The sequence below is a fragment of the Flavobacteriales bacterium genome, from assembly GCA_025210295.1.
Classification (GTDB): Bacteria; Bacteroidota; Bacteroidia; order Flavobacteriales_D; family Parvicellaceae; genus S010-51.
In genome coordinates, this window is the sequence record JAOASC010000016.1 from 256,660 (window position 1) to 282,133 (window position 25,474).

General features: G+C 32.5%; 25 protein-coding genes. 19 read left to right on the forward strand and 6 right to left on the reverse strand.

Annotation, left to right across the window (positions count from 1 at the left end):
- Positions 1–52: 52 nt before the first annotated feature.
- The gene (locus N4A35_03760) at positions 53–1,192 is read right to left on the reverse strand and encodes an acyl-CoA dehydrogenase (protein ID MCT4580510.1); all 1,140 of its coding nucleotides are present in this window, start codon (positions 1,190–1,192) and stop codon (positions 53–55) included.
- 175 nt (positions 1,193–1,367) lie between these two features.
- Between N4A35_03760 and N4A35_03765 the strand changes: the two genes are divergently transcribed.
- Entirely contained in the window at positions 1,368–2,435 is a 1,068-nt protein-coding gene (locus N4A35_03765; GenBank protein MCT4580511.1) for an anhydro-N-acetylmuramic acid kinase, read from the forward strand.
- On the opposite strand, the gene N4A35_03770 is transcribed toward N4A35_03765, so the two are convergent.
- The gene (locus tag N4A35_03770) at positions 2,432–3,478 is read right to left on the reverse strand and encodes a PA0069 family radical SAM protein (protein MCT4580512.1); all 1,047 of its coding nucleotides are present in this window, start codon (positions 3,476–3,478) and stop codon (positions 2,432–2,434) included. The two genes, N4A35_03765 and N4A35_03770, sit on opposite strands and share 4 nt — an antisense overlap.
- Before the next feature lie 43 nt (positions 3,479–3,521).
- The gene (locus N4A35_03775) at positions 3,522–4,196 is read right to left on the reverse strand and encodes a hypothetical protein (GenBank protein MCT4580513.1); all 675 of its coding nucleotides are present in this window, start codon (positions 4,194–4,196) and stop codon (positions 3,522–3,524) included.
- A 241-nt stretch (positions 4,197–4,437) separates the two neighbouring features.
- On the opposite strand from N4A35_03775, the gene N4A35_03780 reads away from it, so the two are divergent.
- From N4A35_03780 to htpG, 5 genes are all read left to right on the forward strand, one after another.
- Positions 4,438–5,565 carry an Mrp/NBP35 family ATP-binding protein gene (locus N4A35_03780; protein MCT4580514.1) on the forward strand — a complete coding sequence of 376 codons (1,128 nt, stop codon included), beginning with the start codon at positions 4,438–4,440 and terminating at the stop codon, positions 5,563–5,565.
- Positions 5,562–5,801: a NifU family protein gene (locus tag N4A35_03785; GenBank protein ID MCT4580515.1), complete on the forward strand. Its 240-nt coding sequence runs from the start codon at positions 5,562–5,564 to the stop codon at positions 5,799–5,801. The genes N4A35_03780 and N4A35_03785 overlap by 4 nt, the downstream gene beginning before the upstream one ends.
- A 144-nt stretch (positions 5,802–5,945) precedes the next feature.
- Positions 5,946–6,494: a murein L,D-transpeptidase catalytic domain family protein gene (locus N4A35_03790; protein MCT4580516.1), complete on the forward strand. Its 549-nt coding sequence runs from the start codon at positions 5,946–5,948 to the stop codon at positions 6,492–6,494.
- 21 nt (positions 6,495–6,515) lie between these two features.
- Positions 6,516–7,172 (forward strand): murein L,D-transpeptidase catalytic domain family protein, encoded by a 657-nt coding sequence (locus N4A35_03795; GenBank protein ID MCT4580517.1) that lies wholly within the window; start codon positions 6,516–6,518, stop codon positions 7,170–7,172.
- A gap of 1,560 nt (positions 7,173–8,732) precedes the next feature.
- Positions 8,733–10,619, forward strand: coding sequence for a molecular chaperone HtpG (htpG, locus tag N4A35_03800; protein ID MCT4580518.1), 1,887 nt, complete (start codon positions 8,733–8,735; stop codon positions 10,617–10,619).
- Positions 10,620–10,664: 45 nt separating this feature from the next.
- Here htpG and N4A35_03805 read toward each other — a convergent pair whose 3' ends face one another.
- A complete protein-coding gene (locus N4A35_03805; protein ID MCT4580519.1) occupies positions 10,665–11,081 on the reverse strand; it encodes a hypothetical protein in 417 nt (138 codons plus the stop codon).
- A 50-nt stretch (positions 11,082–11,131) separates the two neighbouring features.
- On the opposite strand from N4A35_03805, the gene N4A35_03810 reads away from it, so the two are divergent.
- The 6 genes from N4A35_03810 to N4A35_03835 all read left to right on the forward strand — a co-directional run bounded on the left by N4A35_03810 (position 11,132) and on the right by N4A35_03835 (position 16,246).
- Complete coding sequence (locus tag N4A35_03810; protein MCT4580520.1) at positions 11,132–11,932, forward strand: TerB family tellurite resistance protein; 801 nt, start codon at positions 11,132–11,134, stop codon at positions 11,930–11,932.
- Positions 11,933–12,346: 414 nt separating this feature from the next.
- A complete protein-coding gene (locus N4A35_03815) occupies positions 12,347–13,054 on the forward strand; it encodes a rhomboid family intramembrane serine protease (protein ID MCT4580521.1) in 708 nt (235 codons plus the stop codon).
- A gap of 245 nt (positions 13,055–13,299) precedes the next feature.
- Entirely contained in the window at positions 13,300–13,782 is a 483-nt protein-coding gene (locus tag N4A35_03820; protein ID MCT4580522.1) for a T9SS type A sorting domain-containing protein, read from the forward strand.
- A 19-nt stretch (positions 13,783–13,801) separates the two neighbouring features.
- The gene (locus tag N4A35_03825; protein ID MCT4580523.1) at positions 13,802–15,253 is read left to right on the forward strand and encodes a hypothetical protein; all 1,452 of its coding nucleotides are present in this window, start codon (positions 13,802–13,804) and stop codon (positions 15,251–15,253) included.
- A 115-nt stretch (positions 15,254–15,368) separates the two neighbouring features.
- Positions 15,369–15,737, forward strand: a complete 369-nt coding sequence (locus N4A35_03830) for a DUF2200 domain-containing protein (GenBank protein MCT4580524.1) — start codon at positions 15,369–15,371, stop codon at positions 15,735–15,737.
- A complete protein-coding gene (locus tag N4A35_03835) occupies positions 15,737–16,246 on the forward strand; it encodes a hypothetical protein (GenBank protein MCT4580525.1) in 510 nt (169 codons plus the stop codon). Before N4A35_03830 ends, N4A35_03835 begins: the two co-directional genes overlap by 1 nt.
- On the opposite strand, the gene N4A35_03840 is transcribed toward N4A35_03835, so the two are convergent.
- Both N4A35_03840 and fabG read right to left on the reverse strand, forming a co-directional pair.
- A complete protein-coding gene (locus tag N4A35_03840) occupies positions 16,243–18,330 on the reverse strand; it encodes a hypothetical protein (protein ID MCT4580526.1) in 2,088 nt (695 codons plus the stop codon). The genes N4A35_03835 and N4A35_03840 overlap by 4 nt on opposite strands.
- 478 nt (positions 18,331–18,808) lie before the next feature.
- Positions 18,809–19,549 (reverse strand): 3-oxoacyl-[acyl-carrier-protein] reductase, encoded by a 741-nt coding sequence (gene fabG, locus N4A35_03845; protein MCT4580527.1) that lies wholly within the window; start codon positions 19,547–19,549, stop codon positions 18,809–18,811.
- Between the two features lie 144 nt (positions 19,550–19,693).
- On the opposite strand from fabG, the gene N4A35_03850 reads away from it, so the two are divergent.
- From N4A35_03850 to N4A35_03880, 7 genes are all read left to right on the forward strand, one after another.
- A complete protein-coding gene (locus tag N4A35_03850) occupies positions 19,694–20,419 on the forward strand; it encodes a hypothetical protein (protein MCT4580528.1) in 726 nt (241 codons plus the stop codon).
- A 24-nt stretch (positions 20,420–20,443) separates the two neighbouring features.
- A complete protein-coding gene (locus N4A35_03855) occupies positions 20,444–20,929 on the forward strand; it encodes a hypothetical protein (GenBank protein ID MCT4580529.1) in 486 nt (161 codons plus the stop codon).
- Between the two features lie 141 nt (positions 20,930–21,070).
- Complete coding sequence (gene trxB, locus N4A35_03860) at positions 21,071–22,015, forward strand: thioredoxin-disulfide reductase (protein MCT4580530.1); 945 nt, start codon at positions 21,071–21,073, stop codon at positions 22,013–22,015.
- Positions 22,016–22,102: 87 nt separating this feature from the next.
- The gene (locus tag N4A35_03865; protein MCT4580531.1) at positions 22,103–22,618 is read left to right on the forward strand and encodes a DUF4442 domain-containing protein; all 516 of its coding nucleotides are present in this window, start codon (positions 22,103–22,105) and stop codon (positions 22,616–22,618) included.
- Positions 22,619–22,695: 77 nt separating this feature from the next.
- Entirely contained in the window at positions 22,696–24,024 is a 1,329-nt protein-coding gene (locus N4A35_03870; protein ID MCT4580532.1) for a hypothetical protein, read from the forward strand.
- Positions 24,025–24,235: 211 nt separating this feature from the next.
- Positions 24,236–24,970 carry a hypothetical protein gene (locus N4A35_03875; protein ID MCT4580533.1) on the forward strand — a complete coding sequence of 245 codons (735 nt, stop codon included), beginning with the start codon at positions 24,236–24,238 and terminating at the stop codon, positions 24,968–24,970.
- A gap of 85 nt (positions 24,971–25,055) precedes the next feature.
- Positions 25,056–25,472, forward strand: a complete 417-nt coding sequence (locus N4A35_03880) for a hypothetical protein (GenBank protein ID MCT4580534.1) — start codon at positions 25,056–25,058, stop codon at positions 25,470–25,472.
- Positions 25,473–25,474 lie beyond the last annotated feature (2 nt).

A 25,474-nucleotide genomic window follows, 5' to 3' on the forward strand; every position in this document is an offset into this window, starting at 1 on the left:
AAAGCTGTAATTAAAATTAATTACAGCTTTTTTATTTATATGTCTCTAACTATTATTTCAAAATTGATCTTGCGATAACAATGTTTTGAATTTCTGAAGTTCCTTCATAAATCTGAGTGATTTTAGCATCTCTCATTAAACGCTCAACATGGTATTCTTTTACGAAACCATAACCTCCATGAACTTGAACAGCCTCTACTGTAGTATCCATAGCTACTTGAGAAGCATATAATTTTGCCATAGCTCCAGATGTATTGTAATCCATCCCTTGATCTTTGTGCCAAGCTGATTTATGTACTAATAATCTAGCTGCTTCTATCTCTAAAGCCATTTTTGACAGTTTAAACTGAATTGCTTGATGATTAGAAATTGTTTTTCCAAATGCTTCTCTTTCTTTTGAATAAGCCAATGCTAATTCGTAAGCTCCTGCTGCTATACCTAATGCTTGTGAAGCAATTCCAATACGTCCACCAGCTAAAGTTTTCATAGCAAATTTAAACCCAAATCCATCCTCTCCTATTCTATTCTCTTTAGGAACTTTTACATCGTTAAACATTAATGTATGTGTATCGGAACCTCTAATTCCTAACTTATCTTCTTTAGCTCCTACTACAAATCCTTCCATATCTTTTTCGACGATAAAAGCGTTAATACCTCTATGCCCTTTTTCAGGATCAGTTTGTGCAATAACTAAATAGGTTGATGCTGTACTACCGTTAGTAATCCAGTTTTTAGTTCCATTTAATAGGTAATAATCCCCTTTGTCTTCTGCTGTAGTTCTCTGAGAAGTCGCATCAGAACCAGCTTCAGGCTCAGATAAACAGAATGCACCTACTTTTTCACCTTTAGCTAAAGGAACTAAGTATTTTTGTTTTTGTTCCTCACTACCAAAAGTTTCTAATCCCCAACATACTAAAGAATTGTTAACAGACATTGCAACAGAAACAGAAGCATCAATTTTTGAGATTTCTTCCATTGCTAAGGCATAAGAAATAGTATCCATACCACTTCCACCATACTTTGGATCAACCATCATTCCCATAAAACCTAGTTCTCCTAATTGTTTTAATTGTTCTAAAGGAACTGTTTGATTGGTATCTCTCTCAATTACTCCTGGTTTACAAACGTTTTGAGCAAAATCACGTGCTGCATCTCTAACAGCTATTTGCTCTTCTGTTAACTTAAATTCCATTGTTATATCTTTTTTTAATTCTTTTATAAAATAATCTCCCAAATTTAATAATAATTCAGCAGAGGACAAAGAAGATCGTTTGTTTAGTTTCTATAAAATCATTTAGCTAAATAGACAAATTAGCACACCTTTTGATTGCTCACTAAAATATTCTTATTTTTGGCAGTAACAACTTATGAAACAAAGTCAGTATTCGATTATTGGATTAATGTCTGGGACATCATTAGATGGGCTTGATATTGCCTTATGTCACTTTAAACAAACGAATGACCAATGGGATTTTTCAATTGTAGAAAGTAAAACCTACCGTTATTCTAAAGCATGGAAAAAGCGTTTACAAAATATTGAAAATGAATCTGCTTTAAATTTTGTTAAAACTGATAGCGACTTAGGACTACTCTTCGCTGAAAAAGTCAATACTTTTCTTATTGAATTTGATCTTGAGAAAACTTCTATTGATGCAATAGCTTCACATGGACATACTATCTTCCACCAACCTCATTTAGGTTTTTCAACTCAAATAGGTAATGGAGCTCAATTGTGTGCTAAAACAGGAATCAAAACTATTGTTGATTTTAGAGCAGTAGATGTTGCCCTTGGGGGGCAAGGTGCTCCTCTTGTTCCCATTGGAGATCAACTTTTATTTAGTGAATATGATTACTGCCTAAACATTGGTGGAATTGCCAATATTTCTTCACAACAAAATGAGTTAAGAATTGCAAAGGACATCACTTTCGCCAACATGATAGGAAACCATATCTGTCAAAAGATTAATCAAGATTTTGATGACCAAGGAAAATTAGCTCAATCAGGAAGTATTCATCCCCCTTTTTTAGAATTACTAACTAAAACAGTGGCTATTTCTACAAAAAATAATGCTTCTTTAGGAAAAGAAACTTTTGTAAAACATATACAGCCCTATATTGATCAGCTTAAAATTTCTGTGGAAGACCAACTCCATACACTAGCCCATCATTTATCTGATAAAATTGCCGACAATATTACCCCTAAAAGTAGTTTACTAATAACTGGCGGAGGTGCATTCAATGATTTTTGGATAAAGTTAATTCAAGAAAAAAGCAAAGCTAAAATTACAATTCCTGATCATCAACTGATCGAATTTAAAGAGGCTTTAATTTTTGCTTTTCTTGGAGCACTTAGGCTAAACAACGTTTACAACTCGCTTTCATCGGTAACAGGAGCTCGTAAAGATGCAATTGGAGGCTGTATTTATACTTTTTAAAACATTCGTAATTGATTCGTTATTTTAGGTATAAATAGCGAACAGTCTAATGGCTTACTGGACGAATTTTCCGTAAAATACTTTTTTAATCCTAGTTCATAAGTTTGTTTAATAATATCTGATATATTTCCTGATCCCGTTCGACTAGATTTATTTTTTAGATTTCCTAACTGACCTTTGTGTAATGTTTTAATCTGATTTAAAACCTTATCGGCTCGTTGCGGATAATGAGTTCTCACCCACTCCTCAAATACAGGAGCCACAGTATCGTTTAGACGAACTATAGTCATTCCTACTCCTATTCCTCCTGCTTTAGCTACTTTCTCCATAATATTCAGAATTTCATGACTATTTAACGCTGGTATTATTGGTCCCATAATCGCAGATGTGGGAATTCCCTTTTCTGCGAGAATTTCAAGAGCTTTTAATCTATTTTTTATCGTTGATGTTCTAGGCTCCATAGCCATCCTCAAAGATTCATCCAAAGAATTGATACTAAACGACACACTTATCAAATTCTTTTTTGCTAACTCGGAAAGTAAATCCACATCTCTAAGAATCAAAGCATTTTTAGTTAAAATTCTAACTGGATGTTTATGTGCTAAACAAGTCTCTAATATTGCTTGTGTCAATTTTAATTTACTTTCAACAGGTTGATAACAGTCAGTATTGCCTGAAAGCGCAATTGGTTTTGGAACATAAGACCTTTTAGCAAATGTTTTTTGGAGTAACTCTACGGCATTGACTTTATATAAAATTTTACGCTCAAAATCTACCCCCGCATTGTACGACCAATATTCATGAGAAGGTCTAGCATAACAATAACTACATCCATGTTCACAACCTTGATAGGGATTAACAGAATAGCCAAAAGGCATCCCTTTTACATGGTTCACAATTGTTTTCGGAAAAACCTTAATTAATTCGACTTTGTTTTGGGGTTGCTCTTCCCAAATTAAATCATCATAATATGCTTGATATTGTACTTTTTGATAGCGTTGTTGAATGTTTTGAACTGCCCCTTGTCCCTTTAATTTTTTCATTCAACAAAATAACAACGCTAGACCGTATTTTTTTTACGTGGTGTTAAAACCTCCATCCCAATCGAATAACCCCTAAGTTAACCAATTGAAAACTAGTTTTTGTAGATGCAGCAATACTTGTCGTAACATCTGGATCGGTCAAAGAACTCGCATCCTTAACATTAAACTCGCCACGCTTTTGTTGAAGGGACTGATATGCTAAGCCCAATTCTGTTCCAACATATAAATTTTTATACAAATCAATATCAACTCCAGTAAACAGATGAACTCCAAAACCTGTAACGGGAACTTTCGAAGAATAATTATAATTCGGAATAAAATCAACAGAATCTGTTCTTGAACCAAATTCATTATTATTTCCAGTACTTACTTTTAATTCCCCTCCAACATAAGGAGAAATAATACCGTCTCTAAAATGTTTTTCATATCCTAATGAAAGCGTGAGTAGCGAATTATTTTTTTCAACTGTACCAACTCCTTCTCCATCTACTTCGTTAATTTCAACCTTAGAGGTCAATGAATGATAATTGATTGTGGTTCTTAAAGCTGATTTCTCAGAAATAAAACACCTTAATTTCAAGTTTGGGACATAAGAATCATCCCCTAAATTCACTAATCTAAACTGTGTTTCAGCTGTTAAGGCTTTTTCTTTTTTATCTTGTCCAAAAGCAGCTACTAACATGCTACACATTAATCCAACTACAACGATTTTTTTCATTCTGTAAGCTAATTGTTATTTTCTTCCTAACGACAAGTATAGCATAAAATTGTATAAATTCAATATTATGTCGTTTTATAAAACATTCCAATCACATAATGCATCGTTTTTCTATCTTTATTTTTTAACCAAAATAAGCTTCTATGTGTCTTATTTAGAAATAATTTAATCTAGACATTACATTTTATTGTTATTTGTAGTATTTTTGTTTGTACTGTTTAAAATTTCAGTACACAATTTTATGGAAATATTAGAAAAAGATATTCTTAAAGCTCTTTCTAAAGTAGCTGATCCTGATCGTAAACAAGATATTGTTTCGTTAGGTTCTGTTACTGCTTTAAAAATAGAAGGAAGGACAGTTTCCTTTAAGGTTGCCATGCAAAATGCTGCAATGCATGCAAAAAAAAGAATGATTGAAGCTTGTGAATTTGCAATTAATAGAACTGTTGCAGGAGATATTAAAGTTAATTGCGAAATAGAGGTCATGAAACGCCCCGAACAAGCGAAAAATCCTACAAATAGTAAATTACCTAACATCAAAAACTTTGTTGCTATTGCTTCTGGTAAAGGAGGGGTTGGAAAATCTACTATGACAGCAAATTTAGCTGTTTCTTTAGCTAAACAAGGGTATAAAGTTGGACTTGTAGACGCTGATATTTATGGGCCATCAATGCCTTTGATGTTTGATGTTCAACAAGAGAAGCCTTTAGCAAGAGATGTGAATGGTAAACAAATGATTGTTCCTGTTGAAAGCTATGGGGTAAAATTATTGTCAATTGGATTCTTTGCCGAGGTCAATCAAGCTGTAATATGGAGAGGAGCTATGGCAACTAAGGCGCTTCAACAAATGATTTTTGATGCTGACTGGGGAGAATTAGATTATTTATTGATTGATTTACCTCCTGGTACTGGTGATATTCACTTAACATTGGTTCAAGCATTACCACTTACCGGAGCAGTTATTGTCAGTACACCTCAAAACATTGCGCTTGCTGATGCTAGAAAAGGGGTTAATATGTTTAAATTGGACAATATTAATGTTCCAGTTTTAGGTATTATTGAAAACATGGCATGGTTTACTCCTGAAGAGTTGCCAGATAATAAATATTTTATCTTTGGAAAAGAGGGTGCTAAAGATTTAGCTGCTCAATTGGAAGTTCCTTTATTGGGACAAATTCCATTAGTTCAAAGTATCCGTGAAAGTGGAGATGTTGGAAGACCTGCTATTTTACAAGAAACTACTCCTGTTGCTCTAGCATTAAAAGAAACTACTGAAAAATTAGTTGAGCAAATAAACTGGAGAAATGGAAATATTGCTCCAACAAAAGTTGTTGAAGTACAGAATGAAAAAGCTGCTTGTTCGACATGATGGAAAACTTAACAAATAAAGTCAACGCCGCTATTGATGATTTACGTCCTTATTTAATGAGTGACGGAGGTGATATGGAATTGGTAGAGATTACAAATGATAACATTGTAAAAGTGAAACTTATTGGCGCTTGTAAAAGTTGTTCGATGAGCCCAATGACATTAAAAGCAGGCTTAGAAGAAGCTTTAAAAAGTGTGGCTCCTGAAATCAACGGGGTTGAAGCTATTGAATATTAAATGAAGTTCTTTAGGGTTGAAAGCTTATCAAAAAGCAACATTAAAACAACTTCAATGTACCTTTTTACAAATTCTACATTCCCATTAGAAACAAAACTAATGGGAATTTTTATTTTTATATTACTCTTTTTAACAGGTTGTTCGATGGAAACTAAAGAAACTAACCTTTCACATCAAGAAATACAATTAAAAGCTAAGGAAGCCAATCAATATTGCATTGATCATGGTTTTGATACTACTTTCTGTATCCTAATAGACATGAAAGTACCTTCTGGGAAATATCGATTTTTCACTTGGGATTTTACTTCAGGTTCAATTGTTGATCAAAGTTTATGTTCCCATGGAAGTTGTGCTAACATTGAATTACCTAATGGAGAAAAACTTCCCTATTTTACCAATCAACCCAATTCATATTGTTCATCCTTAGGAAAATATAAAATTGGAAAACGTGGTTATAGTAACTATGGTATTCATGTTAACTATAAACTTCACGGTCTTGAAACGAGTAATAGCAATGCTTTTGACAGAATAATTGTCTTACATTCTTTTGATGGACTATCAGAAGATGAAATTTTTCCTAATAAAGCGATGACCAGTTGGGGATGTCCAGCTGTCTCAAATGAGATGATGAAAAGAATAGATACTAGACTTCAAAAAACAGAAAAGCCTGTTTTACTTTGGATTTATAATTAATTACTTTTATTACGCGAGTTTATGCTTAAAACAGCTTTTATATCCCTCAATATTGCATTGATTTCTTGTACAGGATTTTCAGAAAAATCACCTGCTGATCAAAACAAATCTGAACCTATTGTACAACCAACAGAACCTCAATATAAGTTGGATACGATAAGGCTTCAAAACAAAGCCAAAGAAGCTTTAACCTATTGCAAAAAAAACAAAATGAACAGTAATTATTGCGTTTTAATTGATATGCATATTCACTCTGGAAGAAATAGGTTATTCTTATGGGATTTTAAAGCCAATAAAATCGTTTTATCAGGTCTATGTAGTCATGGATGTGGAGATGAACCTTGGGGATTAGACAACACCAAGGACTCCCCTATTTTTAGTAACCAACCCGATAGTCACCTTTCATCTTTGGGAAAATATAAAATCGGTAAAAGAGGTTGGAGTAATTGGGGGATTCATGTCAATTACAAACTACATGGCCTCGATAAAACAAACAGTAATGCTTACAAACGTATCATTGTTTTACATTCTTGGGAAGCAGTTGAAGAGAATGAGACCTACCCTTATGGCACTCCTGAAGGTTGGGGATGTCCAGCAATTAATAATGATAAGATGAAAGAGCTTGACGCTTATTTGGAAAAAGAAAAAACACCTGTTTTACTTTGGATTTATAATTGAGTCTTACCTAAAACAGGTATACTATTTAGCTGTCATATTTACCACCATCCACACCATCTAATTGTCTTTATTCTTTATTCTATTTTCTTTATTCTATTTTCTAACTAAATAGGTCGTCTAGTTCTCGATACACCTCCTTTGTCGGAACTCGAACTGACTGGATTAATGCTGTAATTACATAATGCTATAATAATGGATTGAATCTTCTTCTTTGCTATTTTTCCATCATCTCATTAGCTTATTAGCTCATTCGCTAATTGTCTCTGTTCTTTGCTCTTTATTCTATTTTCTAACTAAATAGTTCGCCTAGTTCTCGATACTCCTCCTCTGTCGGCACTCGAACTGACTGTATTAATGCTGTAATGACATAATGCTATAATAATGGATTGAATCTTCTTCTTTGCTATTTTTCCATCATCTCATTCGCTCATCATCTCATTAGCTAATTATCTCTATTCTTTGCTCTCTATTCTATTTTCTAACTAAATAAGTCGCCTAGTTCTCGATACACCTCCTTTGTCGGCACTCGAACTGACTGTATTAATGCTGTAATGACATAATGCTATAATAATGGATTGAATCTTCTTCTTTGCTATTTTTCCATCATCTCATTAGCTTATTATCTCATTAGCTAATTGTCTTTATTCTTTATTCTTTACTCTATCTTCTATTCTAGTAGACTCTAGATAACAAGATTGTTTGTTGTATAAGGTTGGGGTGTAACGAACAATGTTTTATTTACTCTAATTCATAATCTATAATTCAAACCAATTTAAAGGATTTTATTACTCGTTTTTGGGGTGATATTGTATTAGGAGTAATAGTAATAATCATCTGTTGGCGTTATTTAATGGTCTTGTGAGATTGTTTTTCTATCACTATAGGTCTTATAACCCAATCCACCATAAATTTAACCCCAACGGTTACGTTAGTGAGCCCCTCCAGAAAGTTATTTAACCCAGAGCGAGGAGTAAAATACCCTATTGGATAGATCCAAAATAGCTCCATATCATTATTTTACCTTAACAACTGATTAAACAACCTTAATCTATATGATGATACAATGATATAATGATGAAATGCTATAATAATTTAATGGGTTGAATCGTCTTCTCTATTCTCTATTCTCTATTCTTTGATCTTAATAACGCTCCCATCATCTCATTAGCTCATCATCTCATTAGCTAATTGTCTCTGTTCTTTACTCTTTGCTCTCTATTCTATTTTCTCTTTTCTAACTAAATAGGTCGCCTAGTTCTCGATACACCTCCTTTGTCGGCACTCGAACTGACTGGATTTAATGCTATAATGATGCAATGGATTGAACCTTTTTCTCTATTCTTTATTCTTTACTCTATTTTCTAATTAAATAATGCTTCCATCATCTAATTATCACATTAGCTAATCATCTCATTAGCTAATTATTCTATTGTCAAAAAAGCAGTCTTTTAAAACAATTTAACATCCTTTTGGACAATCTGTCAGCTATTTTGCCTTGGCATATAGTTTGACATTGAGAAAATCAAACGAAAACTTAATTTTTAAAATTTAGATATAACAATGCAAAAAGGAACGATTAACATTCAAACGGAGAATATTTTTCCTATCATTAAGAAATTCTTGTATTCAGACACTGAAATTTTTGTTAGAGAGTTAGTTTCTAACGCAGTAGATGCATCACAAAAATTAAAAACACTTGCTTCTGCTGGAGAATTTAAAGGAGAACTAGGAGATTTACAAGTTGAAGTTATTTTAGATAAAGACAACAAAACTATTACGATTAGAGATAATGGTATTGGGATGACTGCTGATGAAGTCAACAAATACATCAATGAAATCGCTTTTTCTGGGGCAACTGAATTTGTTGAAAAATACAAAGACAAAGATGCCAACTCGATTATTGGTCATTTTGGATTAGGGTTCTACTCTGCTTTTATGGCTGCTGATAAAGTACATATCAGAACTTTATCCCATAAAGATGGTTCTCAAGCTGTACAATGGGAATCAGATGGAACACCTGAGTTTACAATTACTGAAATAGAAAAAGATACCCGAGGAACTGATATTGTACTATTTGTATCTGAAGATGCTAGCGAATTTTTAGAAGAAGCACGTCTAAGTACCATCTTAAATAAATACTGTAAATTCTTACCAGTAAATATTGTTTTTGGAGAGAAAAGTGAATTTAATGATGACCCATCTGGAGAAAAAGATGAGGAAGGGAATGTAAAGAAAATTGAAACTAAAGTTCCTAACATCTTAAACAATACCAAACCTGCTTGGATTAAGAAACCAGCTGATTTAAGTGACGAAGATTATAAATCATTCTATAATGAATTATACCCTTTTACAGAAGATCCATTATTCAATATTCATTTAAATGTTGACTATCCATTTAACCTTACTGGAATTTTATATTTCCCTAAATTAAAGAACAATGTAGAGGTTCAGAAAAATAAAATTCAATTATATAGTAATCAAGTATTTATTACTGATTCTGTAGAGAATATCGTTCCTGATTTCTTAACATTATTACATGGTGTTATTGATTCTCCTGATATTCCATTAAATGTATCTCGTTCTTATTTACAAAGTGATAGTAATGTTAAAAAGATTAGCACTTACATCACTAAAAAAGTAGCTGATAAATTAGCTCAAATGTTTAAAAACGATAGAGCTGATTTCGAAGCAAAATGGGATGATATCAAAGTCTTTATTCAATATGGAATATTATCGGATGATAAATTTGAAGATAAAGCTCAAAAATTCAATTTATTTAAAGATACGGATGGAAAATATTATACTTCCGAAGAATATCAAGAAGCTGTTAAAGACAGCCAAACAGATAAAAACGGTAAATTAGTCTATTTGTATACACACAATATTGAAGAACACCATTCAATTATCGAAAGTGCTAAAGAAAAAGGATATAATGTACTAGTAATGGACAGTCCTCTTGACAGCCATTTGATTACAAAATTAGAACAAAAATTAAATGTAAGTTTTGCTCGTGTTGATGCTGATACTTTAGATAAATTAATTACTAAAGAAGAAGAATTACCTTCTAAACTTTCAAAAGAAGATGAGGAAAAATTACAACCAGTTTTTGAAGCTAGTGTTAATAAAGAAAAGTTCACTGTACAATTCGAAAGTTTAAGTGAAACAGAAAAACCTGTTTTAATTACACAAAGTGAGTTTATACGTAGGATGAAAGAACAACAAGCTTTAGGTGGAGGAATGCACATGATGGGGAACTTCCCTGAAATGTTTAACCTAGTGGTTAACAACAATCATCCATTAGTCTCTAAGATTTTAAATGAATCTGATGCTGCTAAAAAAGAAAGTTTAGCAAAACAAGCTATTGATTTGGCTTTACTTTCCAATGGGATGTTAAAAGGTGCAGATTTGACCAACTTTATCAACCGAAGTTTAAACTTGATTGATTAATATAAACACAACAAAAAAGCCTTTTCTAACATTAGAAAAGGCTTTTTATTGTTTTTTTGAAATAACGATACGATTCCCTTTGATTTCTTTATTCCAATTGGAATCGAATAATAATGGTAAGTAACGTTGATATAGATTCAATCGCTTTTGAGGAAACTCTGTATCTTCATCAGCTGTTGGTTCTCCTGCAAATTCAAACCTATTAATGTGAGGATGCTCTTTAAAATAATTCTGAATAATAGCAACTATAGTAGCCATTACTCGATAAGCCTCTCCTTTATTGGTTAAAGCATATTCTTCGCCTTCATATTCATCATTTAAAACACCAAAAACAATAGAAACATGTAATGGATTTCCTTCTTTTCGAGCAAAACGCACTTCATATTCAACGCCTTTAGCTGAAGTAAATTTGTAAATTTGCCCCGATGGGATTGGTGGATATTCAATAGGAAAACCGTTCATAAGAATTAACAACAAAAATAGCACTTAATATTTTAAACTAATAGTAACGAATGAATTTTATAGGAATATTAGCAGGAATTATCATTTACTCTAGAACGCATAGCTTTTTATTGGCTATTGTAAGTTACTATTTGGTGAATTTAGTTGTTAAACAATTTACCAATCAAAATAACAATAACTCCAATTCTCAAAGGCGTTATAGAGACTTTCAGCAACAGTTCCAACAACAATACCAACAACAAAATTCCAACTATTATAGACAACGAATCTCCCAACATGATTTTGCTACTGCTTTATTAGTTTTATCAGCTGAAGTCATGAAATCTGATGGAAACCCTCTTAAATCGGAGTTAAATTATGTCAAACAGTTTTTTAATCAACAATTTTCACCCGAATTTGCTAAAAAACAAATGCTCGCTTTTAGAGATATTTTAAAGAAAAACTTTGATATACAACAAGTCTGTAATTTAATTAAACAAGCTCAGCCTCCCCAACAAAGAAGTGTCTTAGTACAATATTTATTTGGCATTGCTCAAGCCGACGGTCATGTCTCTGATGCTGAAGTAAAAACAATCAACAGAATTGCTGTTTTACTTGGTATTTCTTCCTATGAATTTGAACAGTTAAAAGCAATGTTTTATAAAAGTACGAGTAGTGCTTACAAAACATTAGGGATTGATAAGAATGCAACTAATGATGAAGTTAAAAAGGCCTATAGAAAAATGGCTGTTAAACACCATCCTGATAAGTTTGCTCAAATGGGTGAAGAATACCAAAAAGCTGCAAAAGAAAAATTCCAAAAAATACAAGATGCCTACGAAAACATAAAAAAAGAACGTGGAATGAATTGAGGGAAATTAGGTAATGAGATAATTAGCTAATGAGATGATGAGCTAATGGGATGATGAGCTAATGGGATGATGCAAGCATTATTAAGATTGAAGACGATAAAACTCAACCTTCTGCTAGTCAGTTCGAGTGCCGACAAAGGAGGTGTATCGAGAACTAGGTGGCTTGTTGAAATAGAAAATAGAATAGAGAATAGAGAACAGAGACAATTAGCTAATGTGATAATGAGCTAATGAGATGATGGAAGCATTATTAAGATTAAAGATGATAAGACTCAACCTTCTGCTAGTCAGTTCGAGTACCGACAGAGGAGGTGTATCGAGAACTATACGGCTTGTTGAAATAGAAAATAGAATAGAGAACAGAGATAATTAGCTAATGAGCTAATGAGCTAATGAGCTATAAATTATAAAATTTTGAAAAGACAAAGAAAACATACCATTTTAGCTGCTTTAGAATATCCTTTGATTATTCTTGCTTTGATGTGGTTAGTCTTTTTGATTGACTACCTCTTCCCTATTCAATTGGCACAATACGGAATTTTACCACGAAATAAAAGTGGATTAATTGGTATTCTTTTTTCCCCTCTACTTCACAGTACCAGAGATTTTACCCACATTATCAATAATTCACCGCCATTTTTGATTCTAGGTTGGACACTTTTTTACTTCTATAGAAAGATTGCCTGGCAGATTCTCAGTTTATCATGGCTAGTAGGTGGATTATTCGTCTGGCTAGCAGCACGTAGCAACTATCATATAGGAATGAGTGGAGTCATTTATAGTTTAGCTTTTTTTCTATTTTTTAGTGGCGTATTTCGTAAAGAACTAAAACTAATGGCTATTTCGCTCTTTGTTGTATTTCTGTATGGAAGTATGGTTTGGGGGATTTTTCCTGGAGACCCTGGAATCTCATTTGAAGGCCATTTATTTGGTGCTATCGTTGGCGTAATACTAGCCTATTACTATAAAAAAGAAGGAGCTACTTTAAAAAAAAAAGTTTATGATTGGGAACGTGAAGAAGCCTTAGATAAAGAAATGGAAGCCAAAGGGTATAAAAAAGTAGTAGATCCAGAATCTGGCTTTACAGTCCACTACGAATACCAAGAAAACTCCGAAAAATAAATCATCAAACATTATAAGGTCGCTCTCACTGGCTTTATATACACACATTGTCTTTTAACACTTTTATTCCACTATTGAAAGGTTTTTATCAATCGTATAAAAGTAAACCTTATAAACAATCAAAAGACAAACAGCACTTTTATTTCGTTAAACAGTATGATTCATTAATTATTTTAGTTAGTTTTATAACTAAAAGAATCCTGAAGTCTTTCTTCATGGAACAATAGTTAATAAAATAATAAATCATGAAACACAAAAAAACAAGTACAAGTGTGGCGTTCCTTCTATTGGTTTTAGGAGGAGTGAATGCACAAGAAGCCCTTCCTGCATCAGGGGGGGACGCGTCTGGAAGCGGAGGATCAGCTAGTTATTCTATTGGACAGGCGGTTTACTCAAGCCAAACAGGTTCTGAAGGTTCTGTATTACAAGGTGTCCAACAGCCTTATGAAATTTCGACGACTGTTGGTATAGAAAAAACTGAAATTAGTTTAAACCTATCTACCTACCCTAACCCAGCAACTGACCGACTCACATTGAATATTGATAATTACTCAAAAGAAGCGTTAATATTCCAATTGTATGATTTAAACGGGAAAGTATTGGCTACAGAAAAAATTACGGATAACATCTCTGAAATAGACATGCAGGCTTTTCCAGCAGGAACCTATTTATTGAACGTTATGAATAACAAGGAATTAATTAAAACATTTAGAATTCTAAAAAATTAAAATCTTAAAACAGAAAAATATGAAAAAATTATACATTTTAGTAGCAAGCATCATGTTAGCTGCTAGTACTTATGCACAGGCTCCAGAAAAAATGAGCTACCAAGCAGTTGTTAGAAACTCAAGTAATACGCTTATCACTAACCAAGCAGTTGGAATGCAAATAAGTATTTTACAAGGTTCTACCTCTGGTTCAGCTGTGTATGTTGAAACACAAACACCTAGCACCAATATAAATGGATTAGTTAGTATTGAAATAGGAACAGGAACAGTCGTTTCAGGCACATTTAACAGTATAGACTGGAGTGCTGGGCCATACTTTATAAAAACAGAAACTGATCCAGCAGGTGCAACAAACTACAGTATCACTGGAACAAGTCAGTTAATGAGTGTTCCTTATGCATTCCACGCTAATACAGCTGAAAATGTAACCAATGATTTAGTAGATGATGCCGATGCTGACCCTACTAATGAAATGAATACTTCTGTAGTACTAAACGGAACTGACCTTGAAATTACAGATGGAAATGGGACTATAACAACAGATTTATCAAGCTTGGCAGGTTCAGGGTCAGGAAATTGGACGTTAAATGGTACGAATATCAATAATTCTAATGCAGGCAATGTTGGTATTGGAAGCACAGCTCCAGATCACTTACTTGAAGTTGGTAGTGCTGATACCAACTCAGTAGTAACCATCGGTCATATTGGCGGATTTAATGAGCCTTATTCATCTGAATTAATTTTTGAAGAAAATTTAGATTATAACGGTTTTTGTGGTGTTAAATTTCAATTAAATGGTCTATCTAATGATTTACACTTAATTGGAGGTTGTCCAACTCCTGATACTATAGCTAGATTTAATCGATCAGGACATAGCAACCTACAATCACTAAGAATAGGAAGTGATATTTTAACCAATGCTACATCAACCCTAACAGTAGACGGAGATATTCAAGTAAATGGTAATGTAAATATAACAGGAAACATAGCTAAAGGTGGTGGAACATTTAAAATTGATCACCCTTTAGATCCTGAAAACAAATATTTAATCCACAGTTTTGTTGAGTCTTCAGAAATGTTAAACATTTATAGTGGAAACATCACTACAGATGCTAATGGATTTGCACATGTTCAAATGCCTGAATATTTTGAAGCTGCTAATAAAGATTTTAGATATCAACTTACTGTTATAGGATCTTTTGCTCAAGCTATCATTAAAGAGAAAGTAAAAGGAAATAAATTTGTTATTCAAACGAACCAACCTAATGTTGAAGTTAGTTGGTCTGTAACAGGTGTTAGAGCTGATAAATATGCTGAAAAGTATCCAATTATTACCGAAAAAGAAAAAGAGTTAAAAGGTTCTTATATTCACCCTGAATTATTTGGAGCCAATAAAGACCAATCTGAAGATAACATGAAATTGAAAGAAATCAATTCAAAATTAAACACTAACGATGCTGATCGTAAATAAAACTGTTTAGAACAGAAAAAGCCATCTTTCTTTGATTGATGGCTTTTTTTATACCTATTCTTGAGATAAAATCTCAAAACAATCCATTAAATTTGGGGACTATTCAATCTGAATTATGAAAACAACTCCAGAACACGACGAACGTATTGCAAAAATGACTTTTGCTTCAGTTTACCCTCATTACATTACCAAAATAGAAAAGAAAGGCAGAACTCTACAAGAATTGCTAGAGGTTATTGAATGGCTTACTGGTTTTAATGAAACGAAATTAGAACAACTCATAAAAGAAGAAGTTACTTTTAAAACTTTCTTTGAACAAGCTCAAATTAATCCAAACGCCAAACTGATTAAAGGTGTAATCTGTGGTTATCGTGTAGAGGAATTAGAAACTCCTCTAACGCAGCAAGCCAGATACCTAGACAAACTTGTTGATGAATTAGCAAAAGGAAAAAAAATGGAGAAAATCCTTAGAAAAGCTTTATAATGCTCCAAACTTCTCAATTAATTGCTGTTTTAGAAAACCCAAATTTTATTCTTAATATTGGTAGTGTTGTTAGAAACATCAATGGCCTTGGAATAGACCAATTACTTGTTGTTGATGGTTTGAACCGTCTAGAAAATAACCTAGAGGAATTACGACAACGGAAATCCATTTTAAAACACTCTAATGGGGCCATTAAATGGACTGAAGTAAAAGTATTGAATACAACCATCGAATGTTTTGATTATTTAGATCAATTAGGTTTTGTGTCTATAGGTACTACCCCTCATCCACTATGTAAGAACCAAACTTTATTAAGACATGCTGATTTAACAACACCTAAGTTAGCCATCTGGTTTGGAAACGAATCGAGCGGATTAAGTTCAACAGCTATCGAAAAATGTCAATCCTGTGTATCAATAGCAATGAATGGAAAAGTAGAAAGTCTAAATTTATCAACGACTACAGGGATTGTTTTATATGAAGCACTTCGACAACGAAAAACAGTTTAATACCCTCCATTTCGTTTACGTAAAAACCATTCTATAGTCAGCAATAGTATAACTAAACCAAAAATCCATTTCCACTGAATTAGGTCTTCAACTGTTTGTTGAGTATAAGAAATTGGAACAATATTATCTTGTGTATAGATTTCTTCCGCTAATGCTTTCAACTCATTAGGATAAAACATTTTTCCATTTTTTGATACGGATAAATTGTACAGCAGTTTATGATTAGCGACTAAATCTACATACTCTACTTTTAATTCTTTTACAGAAAACTTTCCTTTCTTTTCATAAACCTTTCCATCGAAAGACGTAGATGCAATATAAGTATATTCACCTGCTTTAAACTTCCCTGCATTTAATCGGTAAGCATTCCCTGATTTAGCCATTGTTTTAGCAGGATATTCCTCTCCTTGATTATTGCTTATTTTAACGATTACATCAGCCGTATTTACTAATTCATAACTATCATTATAGAGCTCTGCATCAATAACTAATGCTTCATTTTCTAAAATTAATGATCGATTAGAAATTCTAAATTGACTTTTATCTTTTTTAGCGACTAAGTATTGTACAGTTTTCTGAATTAATTCATTAAAATTATTATTGCTTCCATTTTTTAAATGATCCAAATATTTCCATCTCCAAATTCCTTCTCCTAGTAAAAAACCTAATTTTTGACCATCATTTTCGTTAAAAGTCAATAAAGGATAATTCGTTATTGTACCTCCTATCTTTTGATACAACAAAACATTATTACGTTGTCCAATCTTATACCCATTAGCAAAAGGAACTTGTAAAGGTGTAAAATCACTTAAATCATTTCTCAATGCATCAGATATGGTAAACTTATTAAAACTAGCGTTTAAACTACCTGTAGCATTAGAATACCCATTGGCTCCAATAACTGTTAATTGTTGCTTTAACTGATTTAGTTTATTATAATTAGTATGTTCAGTAGCACAAATCAATAGTGGAATTTTTTCTTTTAATAACTCCTCTACTACTCTATTGTTCTTTTCGAGATAATTTGGGATACCATGTAAGATTACAAGGCTATATTTTCCTATTTTATCTTTGAAATCATCAACAAGTTTTACTTCAGTATTATAATTTTTATTTTGATTTAAAACTCCCCTTATTGCGGCGATATCAGGATGAGGAGCATCAGCTAAGATCAAAATATCTTGCTTATTTTCAATCACATTGATATAAAAATCTTTTGTATTATTAAGATTGGTGAGTTCTCCAGCTAATTCAGACACATTTACCCGATATTTCTGTTTACCACTAGCCGTTGCCGGTAAAAGGAAGTTAGTAGAAAGTATAAATTGCTCTCCTTGTATAACCGCCTTTTTTTCTTGAAGTTTTTTACCATTTTTCCAAATAGACACCAATGCATTTTCCCCAGACAAATAATTAGCTTTGATGTTCACCTCTACAGGAAACTCATTTCCTTTATAAGCAATATCATTATTGTGAATCTCTTGTATAATAAGGTCTTTACGAATAGCTGTATCCCCCATTGCAATGGTGTAAACTACCGTATTCTTAATATTTTTTGCTGCATATTCAGGAGATAGTCCTTTGTTGATGATACCATCTGAGGCTAAGATCACTCCACCTAAATTTCTTCCGTAATATTTCTGTTCAATATTTTCAAATAAATCTGAAATATCAGTTTGTTTTAAGTCATAATCAAACTTTAAACTATCAGCTGTTTTACCGCCAAAATGAAATGTTTCTACGGTATACTTTTCAGATAGTTTTTCCTTTAAAACTGTCAATTCTTTTGGATACTCCTTTATATAAAAGCTAGAATCTTTTGACAATTGAATACTTTCAGAATTATCCTGAGCAATAACTATTATTGGCTTTTCAATAATCTGATTTTCGGTCTTTACCAAAGGTTCTAGTAATAAAAACGCCAGAATAGAAACACTAAAAAAGCGCAATGCTCCTAAAAAGTATGGCAAAATTTTAGTTTCCTCACCAAAAGCTTTATCTTTTCGGTACAACAAAACAGCATATCCTATTCCTAATAGAACGCAAAAGAGTATATACCATAAAGGATAAACAGACGTAAGCATTTACTTCAAATAATTTATTGAGAACAATATTACTAAAAATCCCAACAATGTCACACCAGTTGATAACAAATAAGCGCTAATGTATGCTTCGGGGATTTGATTTTCTTTCATTTTTTTACTGGATATAAAATATTTTACCAGCATATAAATCAATAAAATAGCAAAGTATATGTTCGTTATGACATGGTGATTAATTACTGCTAATTTTAGTAAAATAAAATAACATAAAATCAGTAAAAAAATTCCAATGTAAGTATAAGTTCTATTGGTACTGAATAGCTCCATTAAAAGCACTTTTTCTTCAGTACTCAATTTCTGTTGTCCCTGATTCAATATAATTCTAGAAAGAAATATACAACCAATAAACACTAGAAAGTAAGTCATATTGTCCATACAAAGCCTGTCTTAATGCTACAAAAAAACCAACTTCAAGTCAAGTTAGAAGTTGGTTGATTTAAATTTATTGATTCACCAATGATTATCTCAACATTCCACCGCAAACACTTAATGTTTGTCCAGTAACGTATGTACTTAAATCAGATGCTAAGAATAAAGCTGCGTTAGCAACATCTTCTGGTTTACCACCTCTTTTCAACGGGATTTCTTTTACCCAACCTTCTACCACAGCAGGATCTAAAGCTCCTGTCATTTCAGTTTCGATAAAACCTGGTGCTATGGCATTACATCTAATATTTCTAGAACCTAATTCTTGAGCAGTAGACTTCGTAAAACCAATTACACCAGCTTTAGAAGCTGCGTAATTAGCTTGTCCTGCATTTCCTTGAATACCTACAACAGATGTCATATTGATAATAGATCCTGCTTTATTTTTTAGCATCGTTCTCAAAACAGCTTTCGTCATGTTGAAAATAGATTTTAAGTTAATCGCAATAACAGCATCAAAATTTTCTTCAGACATTCTCATTAATAATCCATCTTTAGTGATTCCTGCATTATTAACCACCACATCGATTGTTCCAAAATCTTTTAATACTTGATCAACTAAATCTGTAGCTGACTGCATATCAGCAGCATTCGATTTATACCCTTTAGCTTTTACACCTAAAGCAGCTAATTCTTCTTCAACTAATTTTGCTTTTTCTTCGCTACTCACGTAAGTAAATGCAACATCTGCTCCGTTTTCAGCAAATTTTAATGCCACACCTTTTCCTATTCCTCTTGTAGCTCCTGTTATAATAGCAACTTTACCTTTTAACATAGTCTATTTTTTTATTGTCTCAATTTATTTATAGCCTTGAACTCAACATGGCTATTTAGCGACCAAAGATAAAAAGATAATACACCATATAAAATAATTTAAACTAATTTTCCAAAAAGACTTAATATTCCTATATTTAGCCACATGAAACAAACATTTACTATAATTGCTTTTTTACTAATCTCCTTAATTTTCAACGCTCAAACTTGGGTTGATTTAGGCATTAAAGGAGGAGTTGGCGCCAACTTTCTTATGAATCAAAACATTTGGAAAGATGTCGATTATAATCATACCTTTTCTTCTGGATACTCTTTTGGTGGTAAAATCGGGTTTAATTTCAATCAAGAACATGAAGTAACTTTTGATGCCATGTTTGGAAATTTTAAACAAAAATTTGATTATAGTATCACTGATACCATTTCTGATGAAACAACCAATTATTTTTCTGAAATGGGATTTAATAGGACAGACCTCTCCCTAATGTACCGTCATAATAAAAACGGTAGTTATTTGGAGTTTGGCCCTTGTATTGCTTTACTCAGCTCTCCTTATCGAAAAGATAGTCGAATTGTTAATGTTGAATTTAATGATTCCCATGTTAACCTGATGAATAAAGGTTTAATCTTAGGTTTTGGAAACTATGTAATGGGGACAGAAAGTTTTGGTATAACAGCCGGAATGCGTATTACCCAATATTTTGATGACTTTATTTCACCTAAAGGTCAAACAGCTTTACTGCCAACATTAACTAAATATGAAACGTATACTGCCTCTCGTCCATTATTTATTGAATTAATGTTTGAAGCCAATTTTGACTTTGCCTATGTTGCCAAAGCAAAATGTGGAAGAAAAAAATTAATGTTTTTCTAAAAATTTTATTTAAGTATTTTGATTATGAAAATTATTGTAACTACACTTTTATTTACCCTTTCTATAATGAGCTTTAATGCGCAAAGCTTAACAGAAGAAACTCATCAAGCTATTCACACCTTTTTGAGTGAGTTTAAGGTTTTAGCAAAAGCCAGTCAAAGAGCTCAATTGCTTGAAATGGTTGAACCTTACGAAATTGAAAGTAAAAAAGTAAATGAGTTTATAGTTGATCAAGCAATTGCTGGAGAACAAAGCTTAACAAAAAACTTTTCATACTCCGATCAAGCTATGCAAATCTTATTAGATGATTTAGTGGTAGAGTTTGAACCTTTATCGGAAAAAGTTAGAGAAATACTCAATCATAATGATGAGTTTCATAAAATTATTCATCAATTGCCTAATGATAAAGTAGCCATGTTAAACCACAATAAAGTGCGTGTTCTGTTAACATTAAAAGATTCTGGAATTAAGTTATTATTTTGGGAAAATATGAATAATTTAATTCAGTAGTCTTCATTTTCTAGTCTAATAAGACTATTCACATTTTTTAACTTAAAGTGTAATGAAAATCACAAAAGAGTGACTTATTTAATTATTACCTTTGTAGGGTAAAAAATAAACCGCAAATAAACACATTAAAAATAGTATTAAATGATAGAAAAAGTAAAATGTTTAATCATTGGATCAGGTCCAGCTGGTTTTACAGCAGCAATTTACGCAGCAAGAGCAAATATGAGTCCTCTACTTTACCAAGGGCTTCAACCAGGAGGGCAGTTAACGACTACAACTGAAGTAGACAACTTCCCTGGATATCCAGAAGGAATCAACGGTACCGAAATGATGATGCAATTAGAAGCTCAAGCCAAAAGGTTTGATACTGATGTGCGTTCTGGTATGATTACTAAAGTGGATTTTACTGGGCCAGTTCACAAAGCATGGGTAGATGGTGAAAAAGAAATTCACGCTGATACAATTATCATTTCAACTGGAGCTTCAGCTCGTTATTTAGGGCTGGAGTCTGAGCAACACTACCTTAAAAATGGTGGAGGTGTTTCAGCATGTGCTGTATGTGATGGCTTCTTTTATAGAAATCAAGAAGTTGTTATTGTTGGTGCTGGAGATTCTGCTTGTGAAGAAGCTGCTTACTTAGCAAATATCTGTACTAAAGTAACAATGTTAATTCGTAAAGATCACTTTAGGGCTTCTAAAATAATGGAAGAAAGAGTTAGAGGAATTGAAAATATTGACATTAAATTCAACGCTGAAATAGACGAAGTTTTAGGAGATGGGAATGTTGTTACTGGATGTAGAATTATTAATAACCAAACAAAAGCAACAGAAGAAATCGATGTAACGGGAGTATTTATCGCTATTGGACATACTCCAAATACCGCTATCTTTAAGCCTTATATTGATATGGATGAAACGGGTTATATCATTAATCAACCTGGTACTTCTAAAACAAATGTAGAGGGAGTGTTTGTTGCAGGTGATGCTGCTGATCATGTATACAGACAAGCAATTACTGCTGCAGGTACTGGATGTATGGCAGCTCTAGATGCTGAACGTTATTTAGCTTCTAAAGGATTACATTAAGTCTAAAAATTAGTCTAATACCTATTTAAAAGCTCGTCGTTATTTAGTAACTTCGAGCTTTTGTCATTTATATAACCCAAATTAAGCATGGACGAACAATACCAATTTAATCAAGAACATATTGATTTTATCAAAAAAACATTCAATAATAAATCCAAGTTTAAACTCCTTCTTTTCAAAATTCTTCCTATGGGATTTTTATCTGGAATGAAAATTACTGAATTGAGTGAAGAACGCTGTATCGTTACTGTACCTTATAAAAGGTTAAATAAAAACCCTTTCAAATCAACTTTTTGGGCTGTACTTGGAATGGCAGCAGAGATGAGTTCTGGAGCATTAATGACTCTGTATACACATAAACAGAAACCATCTATATCAATGCTTGTAGCTAATTGTGAAGGAGAGTTCATAAAAAAAGCTACAGATATTACCACTTTCACATGTAATGATGGGCCCTTAATCAAAGCTAAAATAATTGAAGCTATTAAAACTAAAGAAGGCCAAATTATCCCTACAACAATGGTTGGAAAAAACAAAGCTGGTGAAGTGGTTGCAAATTTTAAATTTACTTGGACTGTAAAAGCTAGAAGTCCCAAAAAGTAAAATTATTGTTAATCTTTACAATAATTGTCTGAATCGTTTATCTTTACAATACTATTCATTTCATTAAAAACAGAATTATGAAGAAAAATATAATCATTGTAGCTACTTTATTAGCTAGTCTTTCTATACAAGCAAGCGCTACAACAACAACGTTGACCCCTATATATATTAATGAAGCAGAAGCAATTAATGTTTCTGTAATTGTTGTCACCAATAATACTCCTTTAAGTGGAGCAACTGTATCGATACTTCAAAACAATAAAGAAATTGGTGGAGCGATCTCTGATGCTAGAGGAAATACACACATCAAAATTGACAACTATAATGGTAAAGCTGTAAACCTTAGAATCTCTAAAAATGGTTTTCAAACCGTTATTATGAGGGGAGCATTATTAAATCAAAGAAGTAAATTCAATGTTTCTTTGGCAAAAATGATGGTCAATACTCCAACTTCTACAACCATAGAATTAGACAATAATTTAGATCAAATTCAATCTAACTCTGAAGAAAAAGTTAATAACTTAAACGAAAAGGCCGACAGTCACTCAGAAAAAGCTGAAGCTACAAAGCAGGAAGCTGAAAAATATGTTTCTGAAAAAGAAAAAACTGCTGAAGAACATCGTAAAGCAGCAGAAGAAAAAGCTAAAAAAGCAAAAGAAGATGCTGATAAAGCAAAAACTGCACAAGATAAAGCCGACCAAACAATGAAACAAGTTGAAGAGGCTAAAGATCAACGTGAAAAAGATGCAATGGATGCTAAAGCACAAAGAGAGTATGAAGCCAAACAGCGTGCAGAAGATGAGAAAAAACGTCAAGAAAATCTTGCTAAGTTAAAAGAAGAACAAGCCCAAAAAGCTGCCCAAGAAGAAGCTGAAAAAATGAAAAAAGAGGCTGAAAAACAAACTTCTAAAGCAGAAAAGGAAGCTAAAAGCAAGGCGAAAGAGGCTGAGAAAGAAGCTAAAGAAAAGGCTGATGCTGAAAAAGAGAAACTAAAAACGGCTGAAGAAAAAGCAAAAGAGGAAAAAGATAACGCTAAAGAAGCTGAAAAAGAGGCTAAAGCAAAAGCTAAAGAAGAAGCAGAAAAAGCAAAAACTGCTGCAGCAGAAAAAGCTGCTGCTGAAAAGGCAGAAAAAGAAGCTGCTAAGGCTAAAGCTACCGAAGCAAAATTTCAAAGTGCTTTATCTAAATTAGATAGTAAACAATCAAAACTAGAAGCGAAAAGAAATAAAATCAAATCAAGTCAAAGTAAACTAGATAAAAAAATTGCTAAGGGAAAAATAGACGCATCAAAAGCAACTGAAGCTCAACACAAAATAGATGGTCAAAATCTAAAGTTAGATGCTGCTCAGAAAAAATTAGATGCTGCTAGAGAAAAGCTTAATAGAAAGTACAAAAAAAAGAAGTAGACAATTTCTAACTCATTTAAACACTAAAGCTACCTGTTGTAACAGGTAGCTTTTTTTATACAAAAAAGTCATTGGTCTCACTATAAATCCAATAAATTATAGTTGATCTTTAATTTCAAAATTAGAATTTACTATTTTTAGCACTGTTTTTGATTTATTGCTGTAACTAATCTTAATAAAAGACAGTAAAGCATTAAAATTTCTAGATATTATGAGAGTACTTATTTACATTTTTCTTTGTTTTCCGTTGACCTTAATCAGTCAAAATAAGACCGACGATAAGGGAAAACAAGGGAGCTGGTTGGTAAAATATGATGATGGTAGCTCTATTCGCTATAAAGGTCAATTTAAAAACGATATCCCTGTAGGAAAATTTATCTACTACTACCCTACTGGTGAAGCTTCTAGTGTAATGCTATTTTCCAATGATGGAAAGAAAGCGGAATGCAAAATGTATCACAAAAATGGGGAACTCATGGCTATAGGAAACTATATTGATAGAAAAAAAGATAGTACGTGGTGGTTTTTTAATGATCGTAAAGAAGTGCTTAGGAAAGAAAATTATCAAAATGATTTACTGCATGGAGAGTCTGTTGTTTATTTTCCTGCTAACCCCAAAGAAGAAAAAGTCTTAAAATCTGAAGTGACAAATTTTGATCGCGGTTATTATCACGGTGAATGGACGCAGTACTTTAAATCTGGAAAAGTAAAAGCGCATGGTGTGTATAAAAATGGTTATTTTGACGGCCAAGTTAAGTACTACTACCCTAATGGAAAGGTAGAAACCTCAGGTTGGTATAAACACAACGTAAGAAATGGTTACTGGAAAACATTTGATCCAGAAGGTGATGTTGACACCAAAACCTACTATTATAATGATAAAGTATTAGAAGGTGAAAAATTAGAAAAACATCTAGAAAAAATTCGAGCTGAAAAAAACAAATAATTGGTTTAAAATCAATATTCTCAACTATACTAACTAGCATTGAAAATAAAAACCGATTCTTTTCCTATACCTCTGTAACAAAAAAATGCTAGATCAACATAACAACCACTCTTCAACGCTTTTATACACCTTGTGTATTTTAACCATTGTTGGCTCTATTTTTACAATGGCTAGAGCTTTTTTATATGAAATAGTTTCTATGATCGATAACAATAGCGATTATTATAGGGGCTGGATATATGGACTAACATCTGTGGGTACCTTAATTGGTGCAGTACTAATGATTCAAAAGTTGTTGATTGGTCTTTATGTATACAGCATCGCTCAAGTGCTATATATTATCACTGTTATTCTTGCTGTCTATTCATACCAATATGCTTTTGGTCCTCATGATAATAATTCCATTTTTATAGCGACTACAATCGCATTAATTTTTCTTATCCCATCCATTATCTTTTTAGTATTGTATTGGACTAATATGATAAAAAAACATTTATCCTAAAA

Bases quoted from the DNA above. Each gene is read 5' to 3' on its own strand.
- N4A35_03760 (MCT4580510.1), bottom strand. From the start codon at position 1,192: ATGGAATTTAAGTTAACAGAAGAGCAAATAGCTGTTAGAGATGCAGCA.
- N4A35_03765 (MCT4580511.1), top strand. From the start codon at position 1,368: ATGAAACAAAGTCAGTATTCGATTATTGGATTAATGTCTGGGACATCA.
- N4A35_03770 (MCT4580512.1), bottom strand. From the start codon at position 3,478: ATGAAAAAATTAAAGGGACAAGGGGCAGTTCAAAACATTCAACAACGC.
- N4A35_03775 (MCT4580513.1), bottom strand. From the start codon at position 4,196: ATGAAAAAAATCGTTGTAGTTGGATTAATGTGTAGCATGTTAGTAGCT.
- N4A35_03780 (MCT4580514.1), top strand. From the start codon at position 4,438: ATGGAAATATTAGAAAAAGATATTCTTAAAGCTCTTTCTAAAGTAGCT.
- N4A35_03785 (MCT4580515.1), top strand. From the start codon at position 5,562: ATGATGGAAAACTTAACAAATAAAGTCAACGCCGCTATTGATGATTTA.
- N4A35_03790 (MCT4580516.1), top strand. From the start codon at position 5,946: ATGGAAACTAAAGAAACTAACCTTTCACATCAAGAAATACAATTAAAA.
- N4A35_03795 (MCT4580517.1), top strand. From the start codon at position 6,516: ATGCTTAAAACAGCTTTTATATCCCTCAATATTGCATTGATTTCTTGT.
- htpG (MCT4580518.1), top strand. From the start codon at position 8,733: ATGCAAAAAGGAACGATTAACATTCAAACGGAGAATATTTTTCCTATC.
- N4A35_03805 (MCT4580519.1), bottom strand. From the start codon at position 11,081: ATGAACGGTTTTCCTATTGAATATCCACCAATCCCATCGGGGCAAATT.
- N4A35_03810 (MCT4580520.1), top strand. From the start codon at position 11,132: ATGAATTTTATAGGAATATTAGCAGGAATTATCATTTACTCTAGAACG.
- N4A35_03820 (MCT4580522.1), top strand. From the start codon at position 13,300: ATGAAACACAAAAAAACAAGTACAAGTGTGGCGTTCCTTCTATTGGTT.
- N4A35_03825 (MCT4580523.1), top strand. From the start codon at position 13,802: ATGAAAAAATTATACATTTTAGTAGCAAGCATCATGTTAGCTGCTAGT.
- N4A35_03830 (MCT4580524.1), top strand. From the start codon at position 15,369: ATGAAAACAACTCCAGAACACGACGAACGTATTGCAAAAATGACTTTT.
- N4A35_03835 (MCT4580525.1), top strand. From the start codon at position 15,737: ATGCTCCAAACTTCTCAATTAATTGCTGTTTTAGAAAACCCAAATTTT.
- N4A35_03840 (MCT4580526.1), bottom strand. From the start codon at position 18,330: ATGCTTACGTCTGTTTATCCTTTATGGTATATACTCTTTTGCGTTCTA.
- fabG (MCT4580527.1), bottom strand. From the start codon at position 19,549: ATGTTAAAAGGTAAAGTTGCTATTATAACAGGAGCTACAAGAGGAATA.
- N4A35_03850 (MCT4580528.1), top strand. From the start codon at position 19,694: ATGAAACAAACATTTACTATAATTGCTTTTTTACTAATCTCCTTAATT.
- N4A35_03855 (MCT4580529.1), top strand. From the start codon at position 20,444: ATGAAAATTATTGTAACTACACTTTTATTTACCCTTTCTATAATGAGC.
- trxB (MCT4580530.1), top strand. From the start codon at position 21,071: ATGATAGAAAAAGTAAAATGTTTAATCATTGGATCAGGTCCAGCTGGT.
- N4A35_03865 (MCT4580531.1), top strand. From the start codon at position 22,103: ATGGACGAACAATACCAATTTAATCAAGAACATATTGATTTTATCAAA.
- N4A35_03870 (MCT4580532.1), top strand. From the start codon at position 22,696: ATGAAGAAAAATATAATCATTGTAGCTACTTTATTAGCTAGTCTTTCT.
- N4A35_03875 (MCT4580533.1), top strand. From the start codon at position 24,236: ATGAGAGTACTTATTTACATTTTTCTTTGTTTTCCGTTGACCTTAATC.
- N4A35_03880 (MCT4580534.1), top strand. From the start codon at position 25,056: ATGCTAGATCAACATAACAACCACTCTTCAACGCTTTTATACACCTTG.